The sequence below is a fragment of the Zhengella sedimenti genome (assembly GCF_046506625.1).
Lineage (GTDB): Bacteria > Pseudomonadota > Alphaproteobacteria > Rhizobiales > Rhizobiaceae > Zhengella > Zhengella sedimenti.
Genome location: NZ_JBKFFP010000002.1, coordinates 632,866 through 651,582 on the forward strand (window position 1 = coordinate 632,866; position 18,717 = coordinate 651,582).

Genomic DNA, 18,717 nt, shown 5'->3' on the forward strand with positions numbered 1-18,717 from the left:
TCCCCGGCAGCCTTCCGTTATGCGGAAAACAGGAGGCACACATGCTGACAATCGAACGGGAAAACGGCGTCATGATCCTGGATGCTTCCGGCCAGATCTCCGCGGCCGACATCGAGGCGTTCGAACCGGTGTTCGAGCAATTCGCCGAGATGCAGGGCAAGGTGCCCATGGTCATCGACGCGACCAGGCTGGAGGGCTACGAACCGGCTGCCCTCTGGAGCGACATGAAATTCGACACGACCCATCGCGAGCAGATCGGCCCTGCGGCCATCATCAGCGATGGCGGCTGGAAGGAGTGGGCGACAAAGCTCTCCAAGGCGTTTTTCAAGGAGCCCATGCGCCATTTCGATGCCGGAGAGCGAGAAGAGGCAAAGCAATGGGTGCTTTCGCAGTCGTCGAAATGACGCCTCACCGCGGTTCCACCAGCACGCCGTCGGCCACCTGGTCGCCGGGATAGACGATGACGGTGTCGCCGGCCTGAAGGCCGGAAAGCACCTGCGCCTTCTCGTCATTCATCTGGCCGAGTTCCACCTTGCGCACCACGGCGCGGCCTTCCTCCACCACGAAGACGGTCCAGTCGCCGCCGGTGCGGAAGAGGGCCGCGATGGGCACGGCCAGCACGTCGGGCTCGCTCCAGGTTTCCAGCGCCACGCGGACGCGGAAGCCGTGACCAAGCGCCGGTTCCGGCCGGTCCAGGTCGAGCACGGCATTGACGCGCTTCTCCTCGATGCCGAGCGCGGAGACCTTGGTGAAGCCGGCCGGATCGACCCTGCGCAGCGTGGCCGGCACCGGGTCGCCGCCCCAGCCGCGAATGGTGGCGCGAACGCCGGGCTTCAGGCGGGTGGCGTCGGAGGACAGGAGTTCGGCCACCACTTCCAGCTTCGACGGATCGCCGACCGTGGCCAGTTCCATTCCGGCCTGCACCACCTGCTCGCTCTTCACGGCCAGCGACAGGATGACGCCATCGGCGGGCGAACGGACCCGGTAGCAGCAATTGTCGTCCGGCTCCTTCATTACCTCGTCACCGGGCTGGATGAGCGCGGCGCGGGCGCTGGCCAGTTCGCTTTTCCTGAGCACCACCTGGGCTTCGGCACTCTGCACGGCGGCCTTTTTCACATCCACGTCGATGCGCGCGCTTTCCAGCCGGCTTTCCGAAATCGTGCCCTGCCGGGCCAGCCGCATGGCGCGATCCTGCTCGGATGTCGCGAGGTCGAGCGCGGCGCGGGCGCTTTCGGCCTGCGCCTCGGCCACGGTGACGGCTGCCCGGGCGGCCTCCACCCGGGCGCGGGCTTCCGCGCGTGTGCGTTCGTCGATGATCGGCGGGGTGACCGGATTGATGGTTGCCACCACCGTTTGGCCCGCGACCACGGGGTCGCCCACTTCCAGGAGGGAGCGGCCGACATTGCCGGCGACGGGCGCGGAAATGCGGTAGATCTCGCGCACACGGGTCTCGCCGTCTTCCTCGACGGTCACGGTCATCGGGCCGCGCGCAACGGTCTCCATGTCGGCGGGCACCGGGCGGGGCTTGAAGGCCCACCAGAAACCGGCGCCCAGAGCGGCAAGGACGGCGAGGATGACGGCGTTGCGCAGCCAGTGACCGGACATGGGGACTACTCCCTGGTTTTCAGGACACGGATCATGTCCAGCCGGTTGACCCGGCGGCGCACGATCAGGGCCGATGCGCCGGCGGCCAGCAGGACCACCAGGCTCGCAAAGGCATAGGTTGAGGGATAGATGACGAAGGGCACGCGGAAAAGGTCGCTTGCAAAGCCTTCGATCACGGACAGCGAAAACCCGTAGCCGATCGCCCATCCGAGCGGCTGGGCGGCCAGCGCCACGATGACCATCTCGGTGAGCAGGACCCGGCTGACCTCGGCGCGGGTGAAACCCAGCACACGCAGGCTGGCCAGTTCGCGCGCCCTTTCGGACAACTGGATACGGGCCGAATTGTAGACCACGCCAAAGGCGACGATCACGGCAATGGACACGTAAACCGTCATCATGGTCAGGATATTGTCGCCGATGGTTTCGCGGAACTTCTCGCGCGAGACATTCTGGAGCGCGATGGAGCCCAGCGCGGGCAGCGTCTTGATCTTCTCGTAGAGGTCATCCAGCCGGGTTGCATCCACTTCCACCCATGCGCCCGAGACACGGGGACCGGGACCAGCCAGCCGGTCGAGCGCATCCAGATGCATATGGGCGCCGAGACCGACATAGCTTTCCACGATGGCCGTGACGGGAACCTCGGCCACCCGCCGGCCCTGGCCGATCAGTTCGACGGCGACCAGCGTTCCCGGCGGCGCCTGAAGCTGGCGGGCCAGCCGGTCCGTGAGCAGGAGCCCGCGATCCGGCATGGCGGCCGGACTGCCGTCGAGATCGAGCACCTGCGACAGCCGTGTTCCCGGCGCGATGCCGGTGATGGCGACGCGCTTTTCCGTGCCTGCATTGCGGATGATGACCGGGACGGAGCGGAACGTCTCGGCGCGCAGCACGCCCGGCAGGCGGGCGACATCGTGGATGATCCCGGGCGCCTGTTCCTGGCCGAAGGACAGGCGGGCATCGGCGCGTTCGGCCCGGAAGAAGACCGTATCGATCATCACCTCTATGGAATCGTTGGAAAACAGTGCGGTGACGAGGAGAGCCACGGAAAAGGACAGGCCGAGCGTCGTCAATGCCGTGCGCAGGGGGCGGTGCACCATCTGGCGCAGCGCCATCGTCGTCAGGCGCGACATCAATTGCGGCACGCCCTCGCGGCCCGCCAGGACGGAGCGGTAGCGCGCCGGCGCGGGCGGGCGCATGGCGACAGCCGGCGGCAGGCTGACCGCGGTCCAGATGGCCCTTGCGGCACCGGCCAGCGCGGCGGCGACGGAAACAATGGCCGCCAGCAGGTAAAGGTCGATGCTCTGGCGGAAGATGAGAAAGGGAAAGGAGAAGAAATCCGCGTAAAGGCGCGTCAGCGCCTGGCCGAGCCAGTTGCCGGCAATGCCGCCGATGGCCAGCCCGACAAGGGCGATGGCGATGACCAGCTTCGCATAATGCCAGGCGACGGAAGCGGATGAATAACCGCAGGCCTTCAGCAGGCCGATCTGCTCGCGCTCCAGCGCCACGAGGCGTGACAGGATCATGTTGACCAGGAACGCCGAGACGAAGAGAAAGACCGGCGGAATGACACGCGCCATGGCGTTCAGCTGGGTCAGTTCGGCCGACAGGAAGGCATTCGACGTCTGCTCCTCGCGGTCATAGGCCCCGCGCCCGCCATAGGGTTCGAGCAGGCGGTCCACCGCGTCGATCACGCGCGCTTCGGAAGCCCCGCGCAGCAGAATCACCGACAGGTCGTTGAAGGCACCGGCCATGTCGAACAGACCCTCCATGGCGGGGCGCGGCATCCAGAAAACGGCGAAACGGCGGTCATCGGGCACCATGTCACCGGGCCCGATGGCATAGACATATTCGGGCGAGAGAACGATGGCGGTGATCGTCAGCGTGAGCTTGTGACCGCCGAGGATGGCGGAAAAGCCGTCGCCCGGCTTGAAACCGTGGGCGCGGGCGAAGCGTTCGTCCACGGCGATCTCACGGGTGGAACCGGCGCGCGGCAGACGGCCTTCGCGCAGGTAGAGCGCATTGACCGGCGCTTCGCCCGACCGCGGCAGCGAAACCGCCAGGCCGGTCGCTGGCACCGCCATGCCGGGAATGTCGAGCACGGCGGGCTTGACGATGCGCATGCCGACGGCTGAAACGCCGTCGATACGCGCGATCTCGCGGCCGAGCGTGAGAGGCGCGCGGCTGGCCGCGGCAAAGACATGACCGAAACGGTAGCGGTCGTAATAGGCCTGGCGGGTCTCTTCCAGTGAACGCGCGGCGCCGACAGCCAGCACGATGGTCATCACGCCGCAGGCCATGACGAGGGCGATGGCCAGTGCCTGCGCCCAAAGGCGCGCGAGGTCGCGCAGCACCTTGCGGTCAAGCATGGCGAGCCTCACCATTCGACCTCCGCGGCGGCGAGGCGCGTTTCGTTCTCGTGTTCGGAGGCGATGCGCCCGTCATGGAAATTGAACACACGATGCGCCATGGCCTGAATGGCGGCATTGTGGGTGATGATGGCCGTGGTGGTGCCGAGATCGGCATTGATGCGCTGCAGCGCCTCGAGAACCTTGACCCCGGTTGCGGAATCGAGCGCGCCGGTGGGTTCATCGCACAGCAGGACATCGGGACGCTTGGCGATGGCGCGGGCAATGGCGACGCGCTGCTGTTCGCCGCCCGACAGTTCGGCCGGGAAATGGCGCTGGCGCTCGTGGAGCCCGACCATTTCAAGCGCCTCCGACGGGCTCATCGGATCGCGGGCTATCTCGGTGACCAGCGCGACATTCTCCCAGGCCGAGAGGCTCGGGATGAGGTTGTAGAACTGGAAGACGAAGCCGACATGGTCGCGCCGGTAGCGGGTCAGCTCCCGTTCGCTGCATTTCGTCAGCTCGGTGCCTCGAAACAGGACGCTGCCGGACGTGGCCGTATCCAGCCCGCCGAGGATATTGAGAAGCGTCGATTTTCCCGATCCGGACGGCCCCAGCAGAACGGCCATCTCGCCTTCATGGAGCTTCATGTCCACGCCGCGCAGGGCATGAACGGTCACGCTCTCGGTCCGGTAGACCTTTGTCACGTCATCGGCAATGAAGACCGGATCGGCCATGGTTCCTATCTGCCCTCGCCATTCCGTAAAGCCGGGCCAGCGTGCAGTTTTCTCCGCGAAACGGCCTTGACGAGGGTCAATCGGCGCGTGCCGTCAGCCCTTGTCGCCGTCTGGCATGGCCGTCGCCGGTTCGGCGATGCCTTCCTTCGTCTCGTCGGCCAGGCCACTGCGCAACTTGGCCTCGACCTTGGGACGAAGCTCCTCGTCCGGATCGAGGGAAAGCGCGTGCGACCACTGGAAGGTGGCCTCGAGGCGCCGGCCGACACGCCAGTAGGCATCGCCCAGATGGTCGTTGATGGTCGGGTCCTCCGGACGCAGGCGGACCGCCTTTTCCAGTTCCTCGACCGCCTCGTCGAACCGGCCCAGGCGATAATAGGCCCAGCCCAGCGAATCGACGATGTAACCGTCCTGCGGACGCAGATCGACGGCCTTGCGGATCATCTCGAGACCCTCCTCGAGGTTCCGGTTCATGTCGACCCAGGAATAGCCGAGATAGTTCAGCACCTGCGGCTGGTCCGGATGAAGCTCCAGCGCCTTGCGGAAATTCGGTTCGGCCTTGTCCCACTGCTTGGTGCGCTCATAGGCGATGCCGCGCCGGTAGAAGAGCGTCCAGTCCTCCGCTTCCGGTTCGCCGATCTTGGTGACCGCCTCGTCGAACAGGTTGGCGGCGGCGGCAAAATCCTCCTTCGCGGCATAGACGCCGCCCAGCGACAGCCAGGCACGCGTATCGGTCTCGTCGCTGGCAATGGCCGCCTTGAGATGGTCGACCGCCTCGTCGAAACGGTCGAGGTCGGCCAGGTTCAGGCCCATCTGCAATTCGGCCAGACGCCTGTACGGCGACGTGGCGGGCACTTTCGAATAGGTATCGATGGCGATCTGCGATTCGCCCAGCTTCTCGGCCACCGACCCCAGCGTCGCCAGCGCGAGATCGTTGTCGGGATCGAGCGCCAGCGCATATTGCAGGTAGAGCCTGACAAAGCTCTCGCCGCCGCTCCTGTTGAGGGCGGCCGCGACATTGAGCAGGACTTCCGCGCCACCCTCCTGCGGATTGCGGACAAGGGCGGGAACGGCCGTGCCATTTGCGATGGCCTGTTTCAGCGCAACGGTGGAAGGCCGGCCGGACGAGACTTCCAGGCCCAGTCCGGCGATTTCAAGCGCCTGCTGCTGGCGCCCGTTGCGGGCTGCCCAGGCGGCGTAAGCATCGACGGCGCGCAGCCATGTATCGGGTGCGGCGCCCGCCGAAGCGCGATCGTCGATCACTTTCTGGTAGCGTTCGCCCGCCGACGGATTTCCCGTCATGTCTGCGATCAGCGCGGCGTGGAAATTGCGGAACACCTCGAACCAGGGCGGGCCGTCGAGCCGGACGACATGGTCGATGGCGCCCTTGGCGTCCCCTGACCCGGCCATCGCCCAGCCCGTGAGAATTCCGGTGATCAGATTGTCGAGATCGGAAGACAGCGCCAGCTTGAAATAATTGGTCGCCGAACGGTACTGCTTCGAGCGGATGGCATCCACGCCAAGGGCAAGGCGCGAATAACGCTCGGCCTCGGCCACGGTCTTCAGTTTTTCGGCAACGGGCAGCGCATCGTTGAACCGTCCGGAGGCGACGAGGGCGAGCAACAGCGATTGCTGCATGGCTTCATTGGCGGGATCGAAGACCAGCGCCCGGCTGTAGAAGGCGATCGCGTCATCGAAGTCGTTGTCGGCTTCGGCCGTGCGGGCCGCCAGGAATGCACCGGCAAGCGAGGTTGCGAAGACGGGCTTTTCCGGCTGGATAGCCGATTCCTTCGTCATTGCCTGCGTCGATGCCAATGAAAGGCCCGCAAGGACCGACACGACCGACACCGCGGATTTCCAACCCAATCGCATGTTTTCCCTTCCCGCTGCACGAGTTCGCGACCGCGCCCTGCCCGGCGCGCCACGGAGCGTGACTCAATCCATCAAAGGATGGCCTTTTTACGGTCACGGCGCAATGCAGGGTGACACGTCCAGGTGACGCACCCGCCCCGCCAACCGCGCTCAGACGACGCGGGAGATGCAGAAGTCGATCACCTCAATCATCGCGTCCTTGTGGGCGCCTGCGGGCAGCGGTGCCAGCGCATCGCGGGCGATTTCGCCATAATGGCGGGCACGCTGGATGGTGTCCGCGATGGCGCCGTGGCCCTGAAGGTGCGCAAGCGCGATTTCCAGGTTGGCGTCGGAGTTCTCCCCGGCCTCGATGGACCGCTTCCAGAAGGCGCGCTCGGCTTGCGTGCCGCGGCGATAGGCGAGGATGACGGGCAGCGTCACCTTGCCCTCGCGGAAATCGTCGCCGACGTTCTTGCCCAGGTCGGCGGACGAGCCGCCGTAGTCGAGCGCATCGTCGACAAGCTGGAAGGCAAGGCCGAGATTGGTGCCGTAGGACCTCAGGGCCGCGCGTTCGGCCTTGCCCTTGCCCGCGATGATCGGCCCGACTTCGGCGGCTGCGGAGAAGAGCGCCGCCGTCTTGGCATTGATGACGCCGAGATAATCGTCCTCGGTGGTTTCCAGATCCTTGGCCGCGGACAATTGCCAGACCTCGCCTTCAGCGATGACTGCTGCCGCAGACGAGAGCACGTCAAGCGCGGCCAGCGAGCCGACATCGACCATCATGCGGAAGGCCTGGCCGAGCAGGAAATCGCCGACGAGGACGGAGGCCTGGTTGCCCCAGATCACCCGCGCCGTCTCCGACCCGCGCCGCAGATTGCTCTCATCGACCACGTCGTCATGAAGAAGCGTGGCGGTGTGCATGAACTCGACCGCCGTGGCGAGCTTGACGTGGCCGTCGCCGGCATAGCCGAAGGCCTCCGCTGCCGCCAAGGTCAGCATGGGGCGAAGGCGCTTGCCGCCCGCCGCCACCAGATGGCGCGAGATCTCCGGGATCAGTTCCACGTCCGAGCCGGCCTTGGAAAGGATGAGCTCGTTGACGCGGGCCATGCCCGCAGTCGTCAGATCCATCAACGGCTTGACCGAGGCCGCCGTCCTCTTGCGCTCGTCAATCGACACCACTACTCCCACGGCGATACTCCGTTCATGCCTGTTGACGGTCTCCCGCACGATTTCCCGTCTGATAATCGCTTGTGAACCATGCCGCAAGGCTGGACCGGCAGCGCCGGCAAGCAAATCGTCGCGGGATAGCGGCGCGGCGAACCGCCGGCGTCTTTACGCCGGCATGGCAGGACGCCATAGTCACGGGCATGAAGGAACTCATCCGCACCAACGACCTCGTCGTCATTTCGTTCGCAGAATCCCTGATGCGCGATGCCGGAATCCGCTTCTTCGTGGCCGACGGCAACATGAGCATCATGGAAGGCTCGCTCGGCGTGCTGCCCCGGCGGCTGATGGTGGAGGACGACCGGATCGACGAGGCACGCCGCCTGCTGGCCGATGCGGGCATCGGAACCGAAGCGCGTGACGGCTAAGATTTCCGCGGCCGATTTCACCGTCGACGCCTTTCACCGGGGCGACTTCTGGCTGAAGCAGCCGGCGCGGCGCGGCCACCGGGCCGGCATGGACGCCATGATGCTGGCCGCTGCCCTGCCATCGGCTTTTGCCGGGCGGATCGCCGATCTGGGCGCGGGCGCCGGCGGGGCCGGCCTAGCTGCCATCGCGCGCTGCCGTTCCGCCAGCACCGTCCTGTTCGAACGCTCCGCCGACATGGCCAGTTTTGCCCGCCAGACGCTGGACCTGCCGCAAAACGCCTGGCTGGCGCAACGCGCCTGCGTGGTGGAGACGGACGTGACGCTGCGCGGAAGCGCGCGGGCACAAGCGGGGCTGAGCGACAACGGCTTCGACGCCACGCTGATGAACCCGCCCTTCAATGCCGGGCATGACCGCCAGACGCCCGACGGACTGAAGGCGGAAGCGCATGTGATGGAGGACGGCCTGCTGGAGGCATGGATCCGTACCGCCGCCGCGATCACCCGCTCGCGCGGTCTCGTCGCGCTGATCATCCGTCCCGAGGCGATCCGCGCGGCGCTGGACGCGCTGGAAGGGCGCTTCGGCGCCCTGGAGGTCAAGCCGATCCATCCGCGCGGCGATAGCGCGGCCATCCGCATCGTCATTCGCGGCGTGCGGGCCTCACGCAAGCGGCTTTCCTTCGCTCCGCCGCTCTTCCTGCACGAGGCTGGCAGCGACCTGTTCTCGCCGCCGGCCGATGCCATCAACAACGGCAGGGCGTCGCTTTTCGGCGACTGAGCGGCCATGGCCCATTGTGCGCTGCCCTTTCCTTCTTACATTGCATTCCAGACACGACACGACCGGAGAGACACGTGGCCAATGCGCTGACCCGCCTGCTTCCGAAGAAACTGCGCCCGGAAGGCAAGACCATCCCCGTCATCCGCCTGCATGGCGTGATCGCCTCGGGGGGATCGCTCGGCCGGCCCGCGCTCAACCTTGCCAGCGTGGCGGGCGTCCTGGAGAAGGCCTTCGCCTACCGCGATGCGCCCGCCATCGCCGTCTCGGTCAATTCGCCGGGCGGATCGCCGGTGCAGTCGCGCCTGATCTTCCGGCGCATTCGCGACCTGGCGAAGGAAAAGGACAAGAAGGTCATCGTTTTCGTCGAGGATGCGGCAGCGTCGGGCGGCTACATGATCGCCTGCGCCGGCGACGAGATCATCGCCGACCCGTCCTCCATCGTCGGGTCCATCGGCGTCATTTCGGCCGGTTTCGGATTTCCCGAACTCCTCAAGAAGATCGGCGTGGAACGCCGTGTCTACACCGCCGGAGAGAACAAGGCGGTGCTCGATCCCTTCCAGCCGGAAAAGGCAGATGACATCGAGCGGCTGAAACGCCTGCAACTGGACGTGCACAAGACCTTCATCGACCTGGTGAAAACACGGCGCGGCGACCGGCTGGCCGACGACCCGGAACTGTTCACCGGCGCCTTCTGGGCCGGCGAGGGCGCGCTGCAACGCGGCCTTGTCGACGGGCTGGGCGACATGCGCTCCTTCCTGAAGGATCGCTACGGCGAAAAGACCAGCCTCAAGCTCATCAGCCCTCCACGCGGACTTTTCGGACGGCGCGGCATGTTCGGTTTCGACGCCGGGCGCGGTGGCGAGATGGTGCATGCGCTTGCAGATGCGGCGGATGAACGCGCGTGGTGGGGCAGGTTGGGCCTTTGAGCGCGGCGCCAAGAGGGGTAGAATGGCGCTCATGAACAGCCGGCGAAGACCCATCCATCGCCGGAAGGAGGAAAAGATGGCCCAGATATTCCTGTTGGGCGCAGTCGGTCTCGTCGCCTGGTACGGCTACCGGTCCTTCGTCAGGGAGGCCGAACGCGTCTCTGCCAAGGTGCGCCGGGAGGAAGCGGAGCTCCGGAACCGCGCCCATGGCACGCTCGTCCAGGATCCCGAAACCGGCGAGTACCGCATCAAGAAGGACTGATCGCGCTTGCATCCTGTCCAGGACGCCGGCGGGCGCTGGCATGTCCGTGCTCCGGCGAAGGTCAACCTTGCGCTGCACGTCACCGGCCGGAGGCCCGACGGATACCACGATCTCGACACGCTGGCCGTGTTCACCGACTTCGGCGACCGGATCACGCTGGAACCGGCGGATGACGACCGTTTCACGATCTCCGGTCCGATGGCCGGCGGCCTCGACCCCCACGCGCCCAACCTGGTGACCGGCGCGCGCGACCTGCTGCGCAAGGCGCACGGTTTCGGGCCCGTCGCGATCCATCTGGAGAAGCATCTGCCGGTCTCTTCCGGGATCGGCGGGGGATCCTCCGACGCCGCGGCCACGCTGCGCGCGCTCAACGCCGCTTTCGGTCTCGGGCTGGACAGGCCGGCACTCGCCGCGCTGTCACTGCCGCTGGGCGCCGACCTGCCGATGTGCGTGCATGGCGTGCCGCTGCGCGCGCGCGGAATCGGCGAAGCGATCGAACCGCTCCCCGGCTTTGCGGGCCTCGCCATGGTGCTGGCCAATCCGGGCGAACAGGTGGCGACGCCGGCGGTCTTCAGGGCCCTGGCACGGCGCGACAACCCGCCCCTGCCCGCGCCGCCACGTGGCGGCGGCGCCGCGGCAATCGCAGGCTGGCTGGCACAGACGCGCAATGACATGCAGGACGCGGCCGCCAGCCTCTGCCCGGTCATCGGCGAAACCCTGACCGCACTGGCCGCCGAAAGGCCGCTGCTTGCCCGCATGTCGGGTTCCGGCGCAACCTGCTTCGCCCTGTTTTCGAGCCTGGCGGAGGCGCGACGCGCGGCCGGGCGAATAGCCACGGCGCATCCGGCATGGTTCGTCGTGGCGACCGGAACCCTTGCCAGCAACGGAGAAAGCCATGAGCCGGATTGACGAGACAAGGCCCTTCATTCCCGTCCGCTTCGCGGTGCTGACCGTTTCCGACACGCGCTCACTGGACGAAGACAGGTCCGGGCGGACGCTGGCGGAACGTATCGCCGAGGCCGGCCACCAGTTGGCGGACCGGGCCATCGTGACGGACGACGTCGACGCCATCCGTGCGCGCGTGAAGGCATGGACACAGGGCAGCACGGTGGACGCCGTGATCACCACCGGCGGCACGGGCTTCACCGGCCGCGACGTGACGCCGGAAGCCCTGGAACCGCTGTTCGACAAGCGGATGGACGGGTTTTCGGAGGTTTTCCACCGCATTTCCTTCGACAAGATCGGCACATCCACGATCCAGTCGCGGGCGACCGCCGGCGTTATCGACCAGACCTTCGTGTTCGTGCTGCCGGGATCGCCCGGTGCCTGCAAGGACGCGTGGGACGGTATCCTCAAGGCGCAGTTCGACTACCGGCACATGCCGTGCAACTTCGTGGAGATCATGCCGCGACTGGACGAGCACCTGAAACGCGGCGGTGGCGCCAAGAGCGCCTGATCCGCCGGGGTCAGTCAGCCGCCCGGCGCACCGGCGCGGGGCTGATCAGGCCGGACAGCCTGCGCGCCGACAGTCCGCGCGCCATGGCTTCGGCCGTCCGCGCCGACTTGCCGAGCGCCAGTGCCTGGCGCCGTGTCATGACCAGCCCGTCGGCAAGCGGGCGGCGGGCAGTAAAGACGCGGGTGAAGAAACCCGGCCGGTCCTCCTTCACGCGGGTGAAGCGGGCCGGCGACGCCAGTTTCCCGGTATGGGCGATGACCGGATCCATCCAGCCCTCAACCGGCCGGGCCCCCGGTTCCAGGAACAGGATCCATTCGCAGCGCGCCCGGCGCAGCGCCGCCTGAAGGTCCCCGCCCGCGACGAAGACACAACCGGCCTGGTCGGCGACCTTGTGGGTATGATCCACCGAATGCCGGTCACAGACGACCACATCGCGGACAACGCCTTCGACGGCCGCCGGAACAAGGGCGGCGAGCGTCCGCGCAAGGGGCTCCTCGTCATTGTGGGTCTCGATCAGGACAGTCAGCATGACAAAGACATTTAGCCGATGCATGAATGCAAATCCAGACGGGTTATTGCTCCAATCATCGGATTTCAAAGCACTTTTTCGAGGCAATTGCCCATTTCGTCACGCCATTGCCAGCCAGGAACCGGCGGATGGCCGGCCGGGATCCGCATAAATGTTCTTGCTTTGTTCGTTTTACGGCATTAGGAATATTGTCGTGGACGGGAGTCGCGAGAAGCCGGAGGCATCGTCATGGAACAGATCGCAAAAGCAGACCGCTCGGCCTTTGCCGAAGGAGGCCCGGACATGGCCAACGCGCTTGTCAATGCCAGCGGCATCAGGCTGGAGGAAAGCCGCCGGCGCGGACGGGCCTCGGCCATCAATCCATCGGGACGTTTCGAGGCCCTGAGCCGTCATGTCTTCGACGATGGCTGGGACCTTGAAGAGGAACTGGCGCCGTTCAAGACGGTGACGCAGGTGGAGAAGCCGCGCACGATCATCACGCGCAACGATTCGCCCGACATTTCCTTCGACCGCTCGATCAATCCGTATCGCGGATGCGAGCATGGCTGCGTTTACTGTTTCGCGCGACCGACCCATGCCTATATGGGTCTTTCGGCGGGCCTCGACTTCGAATCGAAGCTTTTCGCCAAGCCCGATGCGCCGAAACTGCTGGCGCGCGAACTGGCAAGGAAGGGTTACGAGCCGCGCACCATTGCCATCGGCACCAATACCGACCCTTACCAGCCGGTCGAGAAGACCTGGCGGATCATGCGCGAGGTTCTGGAAGTGCTGGAAGCGGCCAATCATCCGGTCGGCATCGTCACCAAGTCGGCGCTGGTGGCGCGCGACGTCGACATTCTCCAGCGCATGGCCGCCAAGGGCCTCGTCAAGGTGGCGCTCTCGGTTACCACGCTCGATCACCGCCTGTCGCGGACGATGGAGCCGCGCGCGGCATCGCCGACCCGGCGGCTGGAAACCATGAAGCGGCTTTCGGATGCCGGCATACCGGTCTCGGTGATGGCTGCGCCGCTGATCCCGGGCCTGAACGACCACGAAGTGGAACGTATCCTCGATTCCGCTTCGGCCGCGGGCGCCACTGAGGCGGGTTTCATCATCCTGCGCCTGCCGCTGGAGGTGGCGCCGGTGTTCAAGGAATGGCTGCTGCGCCATTATCCGGACCGCTACCGCCACGTCATTTCCCTCATCCGTTCCATGCGGGGCGGAAAGGACTACGACGCGGAATGGGGACGCCGCATGAAGGGCAGCGGGCCCTATGCCTGGCAGATCGGGCGGCGCTTCGAGATCGCGGCGCGACGGCTCGGCCTCAACACGCAGAAGCTCCGCCTGAGAACCGACCTGTTCACGCCGCCACAGCCGGAGGGCCAGCAATTGTCCCTGCTCTGACATCGCGGCGGAATACCGCCGCACACCCAATTCCGATTTCCGCCGGTCAATCCCCTGTCCCCGTCCGGCGGCTGCCTTGCCGGGTTCGCCGCAACATTCCCGGCTAAGGCCTTGCGGGGAATCGGTGCGCGGTGCAAGCATGCCGCTCATGGCTCGCACCCCGTCCGATTCCCCGCTTCTTTTCGACCTGGTTCCACCCGCGCCGGACTTCAGCTTCGAAGCGGCGCTCATGCGGGACGGCCAGTTCCCTGTCGCCGGACTGGATGAAGCCGGCCGCGGCCCGCTCGCCGGCCCGGTCGTGGCGGCGGCAGTCATCCTCGATCCGCACGATCTTCCCGAACGGCTCGACGATTCGAAACGCCTCGGGGCGGACGACCGTGACCGCCTTTTCGGCGTCATCCTCGAAAAAGCGGTCGCCACTGCCATTGTCTCGGTTTGCGCCGAGAGCATCGACAGGACCGACATACGCGTGGCGAGCCTGGAAGCGATGAGCCGCGCGGCGCATGCCTTGTCCGTGGCACCCCGTCACGCGCTCGTCGACGGCCGTGACGTGCCGCCCGACATGCCCTGCCCCGGCCGGGCCCTGATCAAGGGCGACCAGCGCTCCATGTCGATTGCCGCGGCATCGATCCTCGCCAAGGTCACCCGTGACCGCATGATGGCGCGGACCTGCCCGGCTCATCCCGCCTACGGACTGTCGATGCATGCCGGCTATGCCACCAGGCGCCACCGTGAAGCGATCGCGATCCATGGCGGCGTGATGCGGCTGCACCGGTTCAGCTTCGCTCCCTTGAGGAAATCCTAGCGGTTCCAGACGCGGCTGTCGCCTGATCGCCTGCTGTCCGGACAGGCCCCGGCACGGGCGCATGGCAACCGAAGCAACATCCGGCCGCGTGCCCGGCACAAACGAGAAACGCCGCGAAGGATGACCCTCGCGGCGTTCCGGTTCTGAATTCCTGCCGGAAACGGATCAGTTCATCCGGTTCTTGACCTCGGCCAGCGAAGACTTGAAGAGATCGCCCGCTGTCGCGGTATCGACCTTGCCGGCGAGAACCGTGCGTGCCGCCTCGACCGCCAGATCGACAGCCGTGGCGCGCACCTCGTTGACGGCATCGCGCTCGGCCTGGGCAATCTTCTGTTCTGCCACGGCGGTCCGGCGGGTGACATATTCCTCAGCCTTCTGCTTGGCTTCGGCCTTGAGAAGCTCCGCATCCCGCTTGGCGGCCGCGACGATGGTCTCGGCCTCCTCCTCGGCTTCCTTACGCTTGCGCTGATATTCGGCAAGCACCTGCTGGGCTTCCTCACGCAGCTTGCGCGCCTCGTCGAGGTCATTGCGGATCTTGTCGGCGCGCGCATCAAGCGACTTGGCGATGACCGCGGGCACCTTCAGCCAGACCAGCAGGCCGAGGAAGATGACGAGGGCAACCAGAGCCCATACGGATGCAAGGGATGTAGCGTCCATGACCTGTGATCCTTATCCGTTGACGGCCTTGACCGCCTGGGCGATCTCGGACTTCGTGGCCTTGCCGACAAGCTGTTCGACCAGCGCCATGGCCGTGTCCTCGGCGATCGTCCCGACTTCCTTCATCGCATCGGACTTGATGGACGCGATGCGCGATTCGGCGTCGGCCAGCTTCTTTTCAAGCGCGGCCTCGGTTTCCTTGCGCTCGGCGTCGGCCTCGGCCTTGGCGGCGTCGCGCGCCTCCTGGCCGATCTGGTTGGCCTTGGCCCGTGCATCGGCCAGTTCCTGCTCGTATGCCGCGATGGCCTCGTCGGCCTCCTGCTTCATACGGGCAGCCTGGTCCAGATCCTGGGCGATCCGGTCATGCCGGACTTCCAGGATGCCGGCGATGCGGGGCACCACGGCGTTCTTCAGGAACAGGTAGAAGAGGCCGAAGGTAATGGCCAGCCACAGGATCTGTGACGGGAAGGTGCTGGAATCGAAAGGCGGGAACATGCCCGAATGGCCGTCGGCGTTCGGAACGCCGGTCTCGGTATGTGTTTCTCCGGCCGCGGCATTCTGGGCATCGCCCGCCGGGGCCGCGAAAGCGGTGGTCACGAACATGATCTTTTCCCTGAAACTCGGGCCGGCCGCTGGCGGAATGCGTGGCGGCCGGCAGGTTCTCGACTACCCGGAAACGGGCAGATCAGCCGAACAGGGCCAGCAGGGCGATCAGCAGCGAGAAGATGCCCAGGGCTTCCGTCACGGCGAAGCCGAAGATCAGGCGGCCAAACTGGCCGTCGGCAGCCGACGGGTTGCGCAGGGCGCCCGCCAGGTAGTTGCCGAAGATGGTGCCGAGGCCAATGCCCGCGCCGCCCATGCCGAGGCAAGCGATACCGGCGCCGATGTACTTTGCTGCTTCCGCGTCCATTTTGAGAACTCCTTGTTGGATCGTATTGATGCGGTTGGCTGACTGGCGGGACAGGCCCGCCGGTTAAGTGATGTCCTAGTGGCCCGGGTGAAGGGCGTCGTTGAGATACATGCAGGTCAGGACGGCAAAGACGTATGCCTGCAGGAAGGCCACGAGGAATTCCAGGCCCGTCAGCGCCACCGCCATGAGCAGCGGCAGAACCGCGCCGGCGATGCCGATGCCGCCCATGGCGCCGAGCGACACCACGAAGCCGGCGAACACCTTCAGCGTGATGTGACCTGCCAGCATGTTGGCGAAAAGACGGACGGAGAGGCTGACCGGGCGCGAGAGGAAGGAAATGACCTCGATCGCGACGACCAGCGGGGTGAGAACGGCGGGAACGCCGGAGGGAACGAAGAGTTTCAGGAAGCCGAAGCCATGCTTCATGAAGCCGTAGATCACCACCGTCAGGATCACCAGCATGGCCAGCGCGAAGGTGACGATGATGTGCGATGTCACGGTGAAGAAGTAGGGGAACATGCCCAGCAGGTTGGCAACCAGCACGAACATGAAGAGCGAGAAGACCAGCGGGAAGAACTTCATCCCGTGAGAGCCGGACGCATCGCGCAGCATGTTGGCGACGAACTCGTAGGCCATCTCGGAAACCGACTGCATCCGGCCAGGAACCAGCCCGCGGCTGGAGGTCGTCAGCACCAGGAAGGCGCCGGCAAGCACCACGGTCACCACCATGAACAACGACGAATTGGTGAAGGAGAAATCAAGGCCGCCAATCTGGAGATCGATCAGCTTGTTGATATGGAACTGGTGGATCGGATCGACCTTGTTCGGATCAGCCACGTCTCGTAACCCCGTTATCGCCGGCGCGGTTCCCCGCACCCGTTTCAACCATAACCCGCGCCCGTTGCCGAAGCGCCGAAACCTTCATTTGCCGGGTCCGTCGCGCCCGGAACCGCCCTGCTGGCCGAACTCGGCCATCTGGCCCGTCGTCCGCATGACGTTCACGACGCCGGCCGCGAAACCGAGCAGCAGGAAGACGATCAGCCCCCAGGGCGACGTTCCGGCCCACCGGTCCAGCACCCAGCCGAGCGCCGCACCCACGATCACCGCAGCGATGAACTCGCTCGACAACCGCAACGCATTGCCCCAGCCGGTGTTCTTGCCTGCCCGGGCGGCTTCCCTTTCCTGCTCCGCAACACGGCGCGTGGAGAGTTTCTCCTCCAGCGTCCGCAGGCGGTGGTCCAGGCCTTCATCGCGGGCAGTCCTGCTGCCGTCTTCCTGCGGTGTGCGTCCGCTTTCGCCGTGATCCTGCACCATGGCTGCTGCGCGCTCCCGTCAGGTCCGGCCACATCTGGCCGCCCGCTCCAAAGTCGGGCGCACCATAGTGACGGGACCCCTGCCAGTCAAGACGCCTTGCGCAGTGCAAAACGAACTGCTTTTTTCAACAAAAACAATTGCTTGGGAATTCGCTCTGCCGGATTTAGCACGGAAGTTGTAGGGCCAGGCGGGCGAATCCCCGAAACGGGGGCCAAAAAGTGGAAAGGGCGCGGTCGTGCCGCGCCCTGTTCCATGACCGGATCAGCCGCTTCAGCTCCAGCCGCCACCATAGGTGCGGTAGAAGATGTGCCTGCCGATCTTCTTCATGCGCTTCATGGTATGGGCCCAGCGCGGATTGACATAGGTGGCGTGGTAGTGGGTCGAGGACCCGACCCCGTCCAGCCAGATGCGCCCGGCCGTTACCGCCATGCCCACTTCCTTGGCCGTCTGCCAGTGGGCGGGGCTGGCGATCCGGTCGCGAATGCCATCGCAGGCAAAGGAGAACTGGCAGCGGTTGCGCCAGCTTTCGTTCTGGTAGACCACGCCGCAGATCGTGTTCGGATACTGGGGATTGCGGACGCGGTTGAGAATCACCTGCGCGACCGCGGCCTGGCCCTTCACCGGTTCGCCGCGCGCCTCGAAATAGATGCCGGCGGCGAGGCATTGCTGCTCGCGGTCGGTGAAGACGTGGGCGGGAAGCGGGCGGGCGGCCCAGTTGTGATCGTTGCTCGGCACGGGCGGCACGAACCGGCCGGCCTCCTTCTTCTCCTCCTTGAGAAGACTGGCGAAGGGCGACTGGCGCGCATAGTCCGGCTTGGCGGGGGCATAGGCGGTTGCCAGAACATCGGGCGTGTCGTTGTTGACGAGCGCGGCAATCATCACCGGCAGGTCGGGGGCGGCCTTCTTCTCCTTCTTCGGGAAGAAGGTGGACGCCAGGCGCAGTTCCTTGCCGGCAATCTCGGGATGGGCAAACGCCATCCGCACGCCGGTGTCGATGGCCGGCCGCAGGAGCGAGGAGGTGCGGTCGTTGACCGTCCCGGCGTTGAAGGCCCTTGGCGGCGCGACGGGCACGACCTGGACGAGCCTGCCCTGCTTCTCGGTGCGGTTGATGCGGGCCTCGTCCGGCGTCGCCGGCGCGTGGCCGCCCTTGCCGCGGAAGGCCACCTCGCCAATGCCCCGGGCATTCAGTCCCGCCCCCGAAATGGAGCCGGTCATCAGGCCGTCGGCGGAGAAGGGCAGTTCCGCGGCGTGTGTGGAGCCGGCGACCGCCTTCTCCACGACGGCGCTCCATTGGGTCCTACCGCCTTCCAGGCCCGACACGAAGGCTGTCACATCCTGACGTGCGGCGGTGGCGGGAAAGGCGACCCAGGCGGCAAGGCCCAGAACAAACGGTGTGAGGAGTGACTGGCGGGAGCGCGAAAGGCTGGCGTGCTTCGAACGGGGACGGCGCAAGACGGGACTCCGGAAACGCGTACAAACTCGACTGAACGCCACAATGAAGGATTAACCTTGACAGCCCGTTAATGCGCCTTGTCATGTCAAGAAAAAGGCGAGGGCCGGCGCAAGACCCTGCGCA

At 66.0% G+C, this 18,717-nt stretch carries 21 protein-coding genes; 9 read left to right on the top strand and 12 right to left on the bottom strand.

Annotated elements, in window-relative coordinates; translation table 11 throughout:
* The first annotated feature begins 41 nt into the window (after positions 1-41).
* Positions 42-404 carry a SpoIIAA family protein gene (locus ACLB6G_RS08620; RefSeq protein ID WP_410355731.1) on the top strand — a complete coding sequence of 121 codons (363 nt, stop codon included), beginning with the start codon at positions 42-44 and terminating at the stop codon, positions 402-404.
* 4 nt (positions 405-408) lie between these two features.
* Here ACLB6G_RS08620 and ACLB6G_RS08625 read toward each other — a convergent pair whose 3' ends face one another.
* From ACLB6G_RS08625 to ACLB6G_RS08645, 5 genes are all read right to left on the bottom strand, one after another.
* Positions 409-1,605, bottom strand: coding sequence for an efflux RND transporter periplasmic adaptor subunit (locus ACLB6G_RS08625; protein ID WP_410355732.1), 1,197 nt, complete (start codon positions 1,603-1,605; stop codon positions 409-411).
* Between the two features lie 5 nt (positions 1,606-1,610).
* Positions 1,611-3,983, bottom strand: a complete 2,373-nt coding sequence (locus ACLB6G_RS08630; protein WP_410355733.1) for an ABC transporter permease — start codon at positions 3,981-3,983, stop codon at positions 1,611-1,613.
* Positions 3,977-4,684, bottom strand: coding sequence for an ABC transporter ATP-binding protein (locus tag ACLB6G_RS08635; RefSeq protein WP_410355734.1), 708 nt, complete (start codon positions 4,682-4,684; stop codon positions 3,977-3,979). Before ACLB6G_RS08635 ends, ACLB6G_RS08630 begins: the two co-directional genes overlap by 7 nt.
* A 93-nt stretch (positions 4,685-4,777) precedes the next feature.
* Complete coding sequence (locus ACLB6G_RS08640; protein ID WP_410355735.1) at positions 4,778-6,553, bottom strand: tetratricopeptide repeat protein; 1,776 nt, start codon at positions 6,551-6,553, stop codon at positions 4,778-4,780.
* A gap of 150 nt (positions 6,554-6,703) precedes the next feature.
* Positions 6,704-7,660 (bottom strand): polyprenyl synthetase family protein, encoded by a 957-nt coding sequence (locus ACLB6G_RS08645; protein WP_410355918.1) that lies wholly within the window; start codon positions 7,658-7,660, stop codon positions 6,704-6,706.
* A gap of 239 nt (positions 7,661-7,899) precedes the next feature.
* Here ACLB6G_RS08645 and ACLB6G_RS08650 point away from each other — a divergent pair, with 239 nt between their 5' ends.
* The 6 genes from ACLB6G_RS08650 to moaB all read left to right on the top strand — a co-directional run bounded on the left by ACLB6G_RS08650 (position 7,900) and on the right by moaB (position 11,543).
* Positions 7,900-8,124 (top strand): putative signal transducing protein, encoded by a 225-nt coding sequence (locus ACLB6G_RS08650; protein ID WP_410355736.1) that lies wholly within the window; start codon positions 7,900-7,902, stop codon positions 8,122-8,124.
* Positions 8,090-8,899, top strand: a complete 810-nt coding sequence (locus ACLB6G_RS08655) for a methyltransferase (protein ID WP_410355737.1) — start codon at positions 8,090-8,092, stop codon at positions 8,897-8,899. Before ACLB6G_RS08650 ends, ACLB6G_RS08655 begins: the two co-directional genes overlap by 35 nt.
* Positions 8,900-8,973: 74 nt before the next feature.
* Positions 8,974-9,825 carry a S49 family peptidase gene (locus ACLB6G_RS08660; RefSeq protein WP_410355738.1) on the top strand — a complete coding sequence of 284 codons (852 nt, stop codon included), beginning with the start codon at positions 8,974-8,976 and terminating at the stop codon, positions 9,823-9,825.
* 76 nt (positions 9,826-9,901) lie between these two features.
* Positions 9,902-10,087: a hypothetical protein gene (locus ACLB6G_RS08665; protein WP_410355739.1), complete on the top strand. Its 186-nt coding sequence runs from the start codon at positions 9,902-9,904 to the stop codon at positions 10,085-10,087.
* Between the two features lie 6 nt (positions 10,088-10,093).
* Positions 10,094-10,996 (top strand): 4-(cytidine 5'-diphospho)-2-C-methyl-D-erythritol kinase, encoded by a 903-nt coding sequence (locus ACLB6G_RS08670; RefSeq protein WP_410355740.1) that lies wholly within the window; start codon positions 10,094-10,096, stop codon positions 10,994-10,996.
* The gene (moaB, locus tag ACLB6G_RS08675; protein WP_410355741.1) at positions 10,983-11,543 is read left to right on the top strand and encodes a molybdenum cofactor biosynthesis protein B; all 561 of its coding nucleotides are present in this window, start codon (positions 10,983-10,985) and stop codon (positions 11,541-11,543) included. The genes ACLB6G_RS08670 and moaB overlap by 14 nt, the downstream gene beginning before the upstream one ends.
* A 10-nt stretch (positions 11,544-11,553) precedes the next feature.
* Here the strand turns inward: moaB and ACLB6G_RS08680 are convergent, their stop codons facing one another.
* Positions 11,554-12,096, bottom strand: coding sequence for a glycosyl transferase family 2 (locus ACLB6G_RS08680; RefSeq protein ID WP_410355742.1), 543 nt, complete (start codon positions 12,094-12,096; stop codon positions 11,554-11,556).
* Positions 12,097-12,300: 204 nt separating this feature from the next.
* Between ACLB6G_RS08680 and ACLB6G_RS08685 the strand changes: the two genes are divergently transcribed.
* Both ACLB6G_RS08685 and ACLB6G_RS08690 read left to right on the top strand, forming a co-directional pair.
* Complete coding sequence (locus ACLB6G_RS08685) at positions 12,301-13,455, top strand: PA0069 family radical SAM protein (RefSeq protein WP_410355743.1); 1,155 nt, start codon at positions 12,301-12,303, stop codon at positions 13,453-13,455.
* 148 nt (positions 13,456-13,603) lie between these two features.
* Positions 13,604-14,260, top strand: a complete 657-nt coding sequence (locus ACLB6G_RS08690) for a ribonuclease HII (protein WP_410355744.1) — start codon at positions 13,604-13,606, stop codon at positions 14,258-14,260.
* A gap of 165 nt (positions 14,261-14,425) precedes the next feature.
* Here the strand turns inward: ACLB6G_RS08690 and ACLB6G_RS08695 are convergent, their stop codons facing one another.
* From ACLB6G_RS08695 to ACLB6G_RS08720, 6 genes are all read right to left on the bottom strand, one after another.
* Positions 14,426-14,917, bottom strand: coding sequence for a F0F1 ATP synthase subunit B (locus ACLB6G_RS08695; protein WP_410355745.1), 492 nt, complete (start codon positions 14,915-14,917; stop codon positions 14,426-14,428).
* A gap of 12 nt (positions 14,918-14,929) precedes the next feature.
* Positions 14,930-15,520, bottom strand: coding sequence for a F0F1 ATP synthase subunit B (locus ACLB6G_RS08700; RefSeq protein WP_410355746.1), 591 nt, complete (start codon positions 15,518-15,520; stop codon positions 14,930-14,932).
* 82 nt (positions 15,521-15,602) lie between these two features.
* Positions 15,603-15,827: a F0F1 ATP synthase subunit C gene (locus ACLB6G_RS08705; protein ID WP_099306389.1), complete on the bottom strand. Its 225-nt coding sequence runs from the start codon at positions 15,825-15,827 to the stop codon at positions 15,603-15,605.
* Between the two features lie 75 nt (positions 15,828-15,902).
* Positions 15,903-16,664, bottom strand: a complete 762-nt coding sequence (locus tag ACLB6G_RS08710; RefSeq protein ID WP_410355747.1) for a F0F1 ATP synthase subunit A — start codon at positions 16,662-16,664, stop codon at positions 15,903-15,905.
* An 84-nt stretch (positions 16,665-16,748) separates the two neighbouring features.
* Positions 16,749-17,141: an AtpZ/AtpI family protein gene (locus tag ACLB6G_RS08715; RefSeq protein WP_410355748.1), complete on the bottom strand. Its 393-nt coding sequence runs from the start codon at positions 17,139-17,141 to the stop codon at positions 16,749-16,751.
* Between the two features lie 270 nt (positions 17,142-17,411).
* The gene (locus ACLB6G_RS08720) at positions 17,412-18,593 is read right to left on the bottom strand and encodes a cell wall hydrolase (RefSeq protein WP_410355749.1); all 1,182 of its coding nucleotides are present in this window, start codon (positions 18,591-18,593) and stop codon (positions 17,412-17,414) included.
* Positions 18,594-18,717: the final 124 nt, after the last annotated feature.

Excerpts from the sequence above, each read along its gene's own strand:
- ACLB6G_RS08630 (WP_410355733.1), bottom strand. The coding sequence starts at position 3,983 with ATGGTGAGGCTCGCCATGCTTGACCGCAAGGTGCTGCGCGACCTCGCG.
- ACLB6G_RS08665 (WP_410355739.1), top strand. The coding sequence starts at position 9,902 with ATGGCCCAGATATTCCTGTTGGGCGCAGTCGGTCTCGTCGCCTGGTAC.
- ACLB6G_RS08685 (WP_410355743.1), top strand. The coding sequence starts at position 12,301 with ATGGAACAGATCGCAAAAGCAGACCGCTCGGCCTTTGCCGAAGGAGGC.
- ACLB6G_RS08705 (WP_099306389.1), bottom strand. The coding sequence starts at position 15,827 with ATGGACGCGGAAGCAGCAAAGTACATCGGCGCCGGTATCGCTTGCCTC.
- ACLB6G_RS08690 (WP_410355744.1), top strand. The coding sequence starts at position 13,604 with ATGGCTCGCACCCCGTCCGATTCCCCGCTTCTTTTCGACCTGGTTCCA.
- ACLB6G_RS08645 (WP_410355918.1), bottom strand. The coding sequence starts at position 7,660 with ATGGATCTGACGACTGCGGGCATGGCCCGCGTCAACGAGCTCATCCTT.
- ACLB6G_RS08680 (WP_410355742.1), bottom strand. The coding sequence starts at position 12,096 with ATGCATCGGCTAAATGTCTTTGTCATGCTGACTGTCCTGATCGAGACC.
- ACLB6G_RS08700 (WP_410355746.1), bottom strand. The coding sequence starts at position 15,520 with ATGTTCGTGACCACCGCTTTCGCGGCCCCGGCGGGCGATGCCCAGAAT.
- ACLB6G_RS08695 (WP_410355745.1), bottom strand. The coding sequence starts at position 14,917 with ATGGACGCTACATCCCTTGCATCCGTATGGGCTCTGGTTGCCCTCGTC.
- ACLB6G_RS08715 (WP_410355748.1), bottom strand. The coding sequence starts at position 17,141 with ATGGTGCAGGATCACGGCGAAAGCGGACGCACACCGCAGGAAGACGGC.
- ACLB6G_RS08635 (WP_410355734.1), bottom strand. The coding sequence starts at position 4,684 with ATGGCCGATCCGGTCTTCATTGCCGATGACGTGACAAAGGTCTACCGG.
- ACLB6G_RS08650 (WP_410355736.1), top strand. The coding sequence starts at position 7,900 with ATGAAGGAACTCATCCGCACCAACGACCTCGTCGTCATTTCGTTCGCA.
- ACLB6G_RS08655 (WP_410355737.1), top strand. The coding sequence starts at position 8,090 with ATGCGGGCATCGGAACCGAAGCGCGTGACGGCTAAGATTTCCGCGGCC.
- ACLB6G_RS08640 (WP_410355735.1), bottom strand. The coding sequence starts at position 6,553 with ATGCGATTGGGTTGGAAATCCGCGGTGTCGGTCGTGTCGGTCCTTGCG.
- ACLB6G_RS08620 (WP_410355731.1), top strand. The coding sequence starts at position 42 with ATGCTGACAATCGAACGGGAAAACGGCGTCATGATCCTGGATGCTTCC.
- ACLB6G_RS08625 (WP_410355732.1), bottom strand. The coding sequence starts at position 1,605 with ATGTCCGGTCACTGGCTGCGCAACGCCGTCATCCTCGCCGTCCTTGCC.
- moaB (WP_410355741.1), top strand. The coding sequence starts at position 10,983 with ATGAGCCGGATTGACGAGACAAGGCCCTTCATTCCCGTCCGCTTCGCG.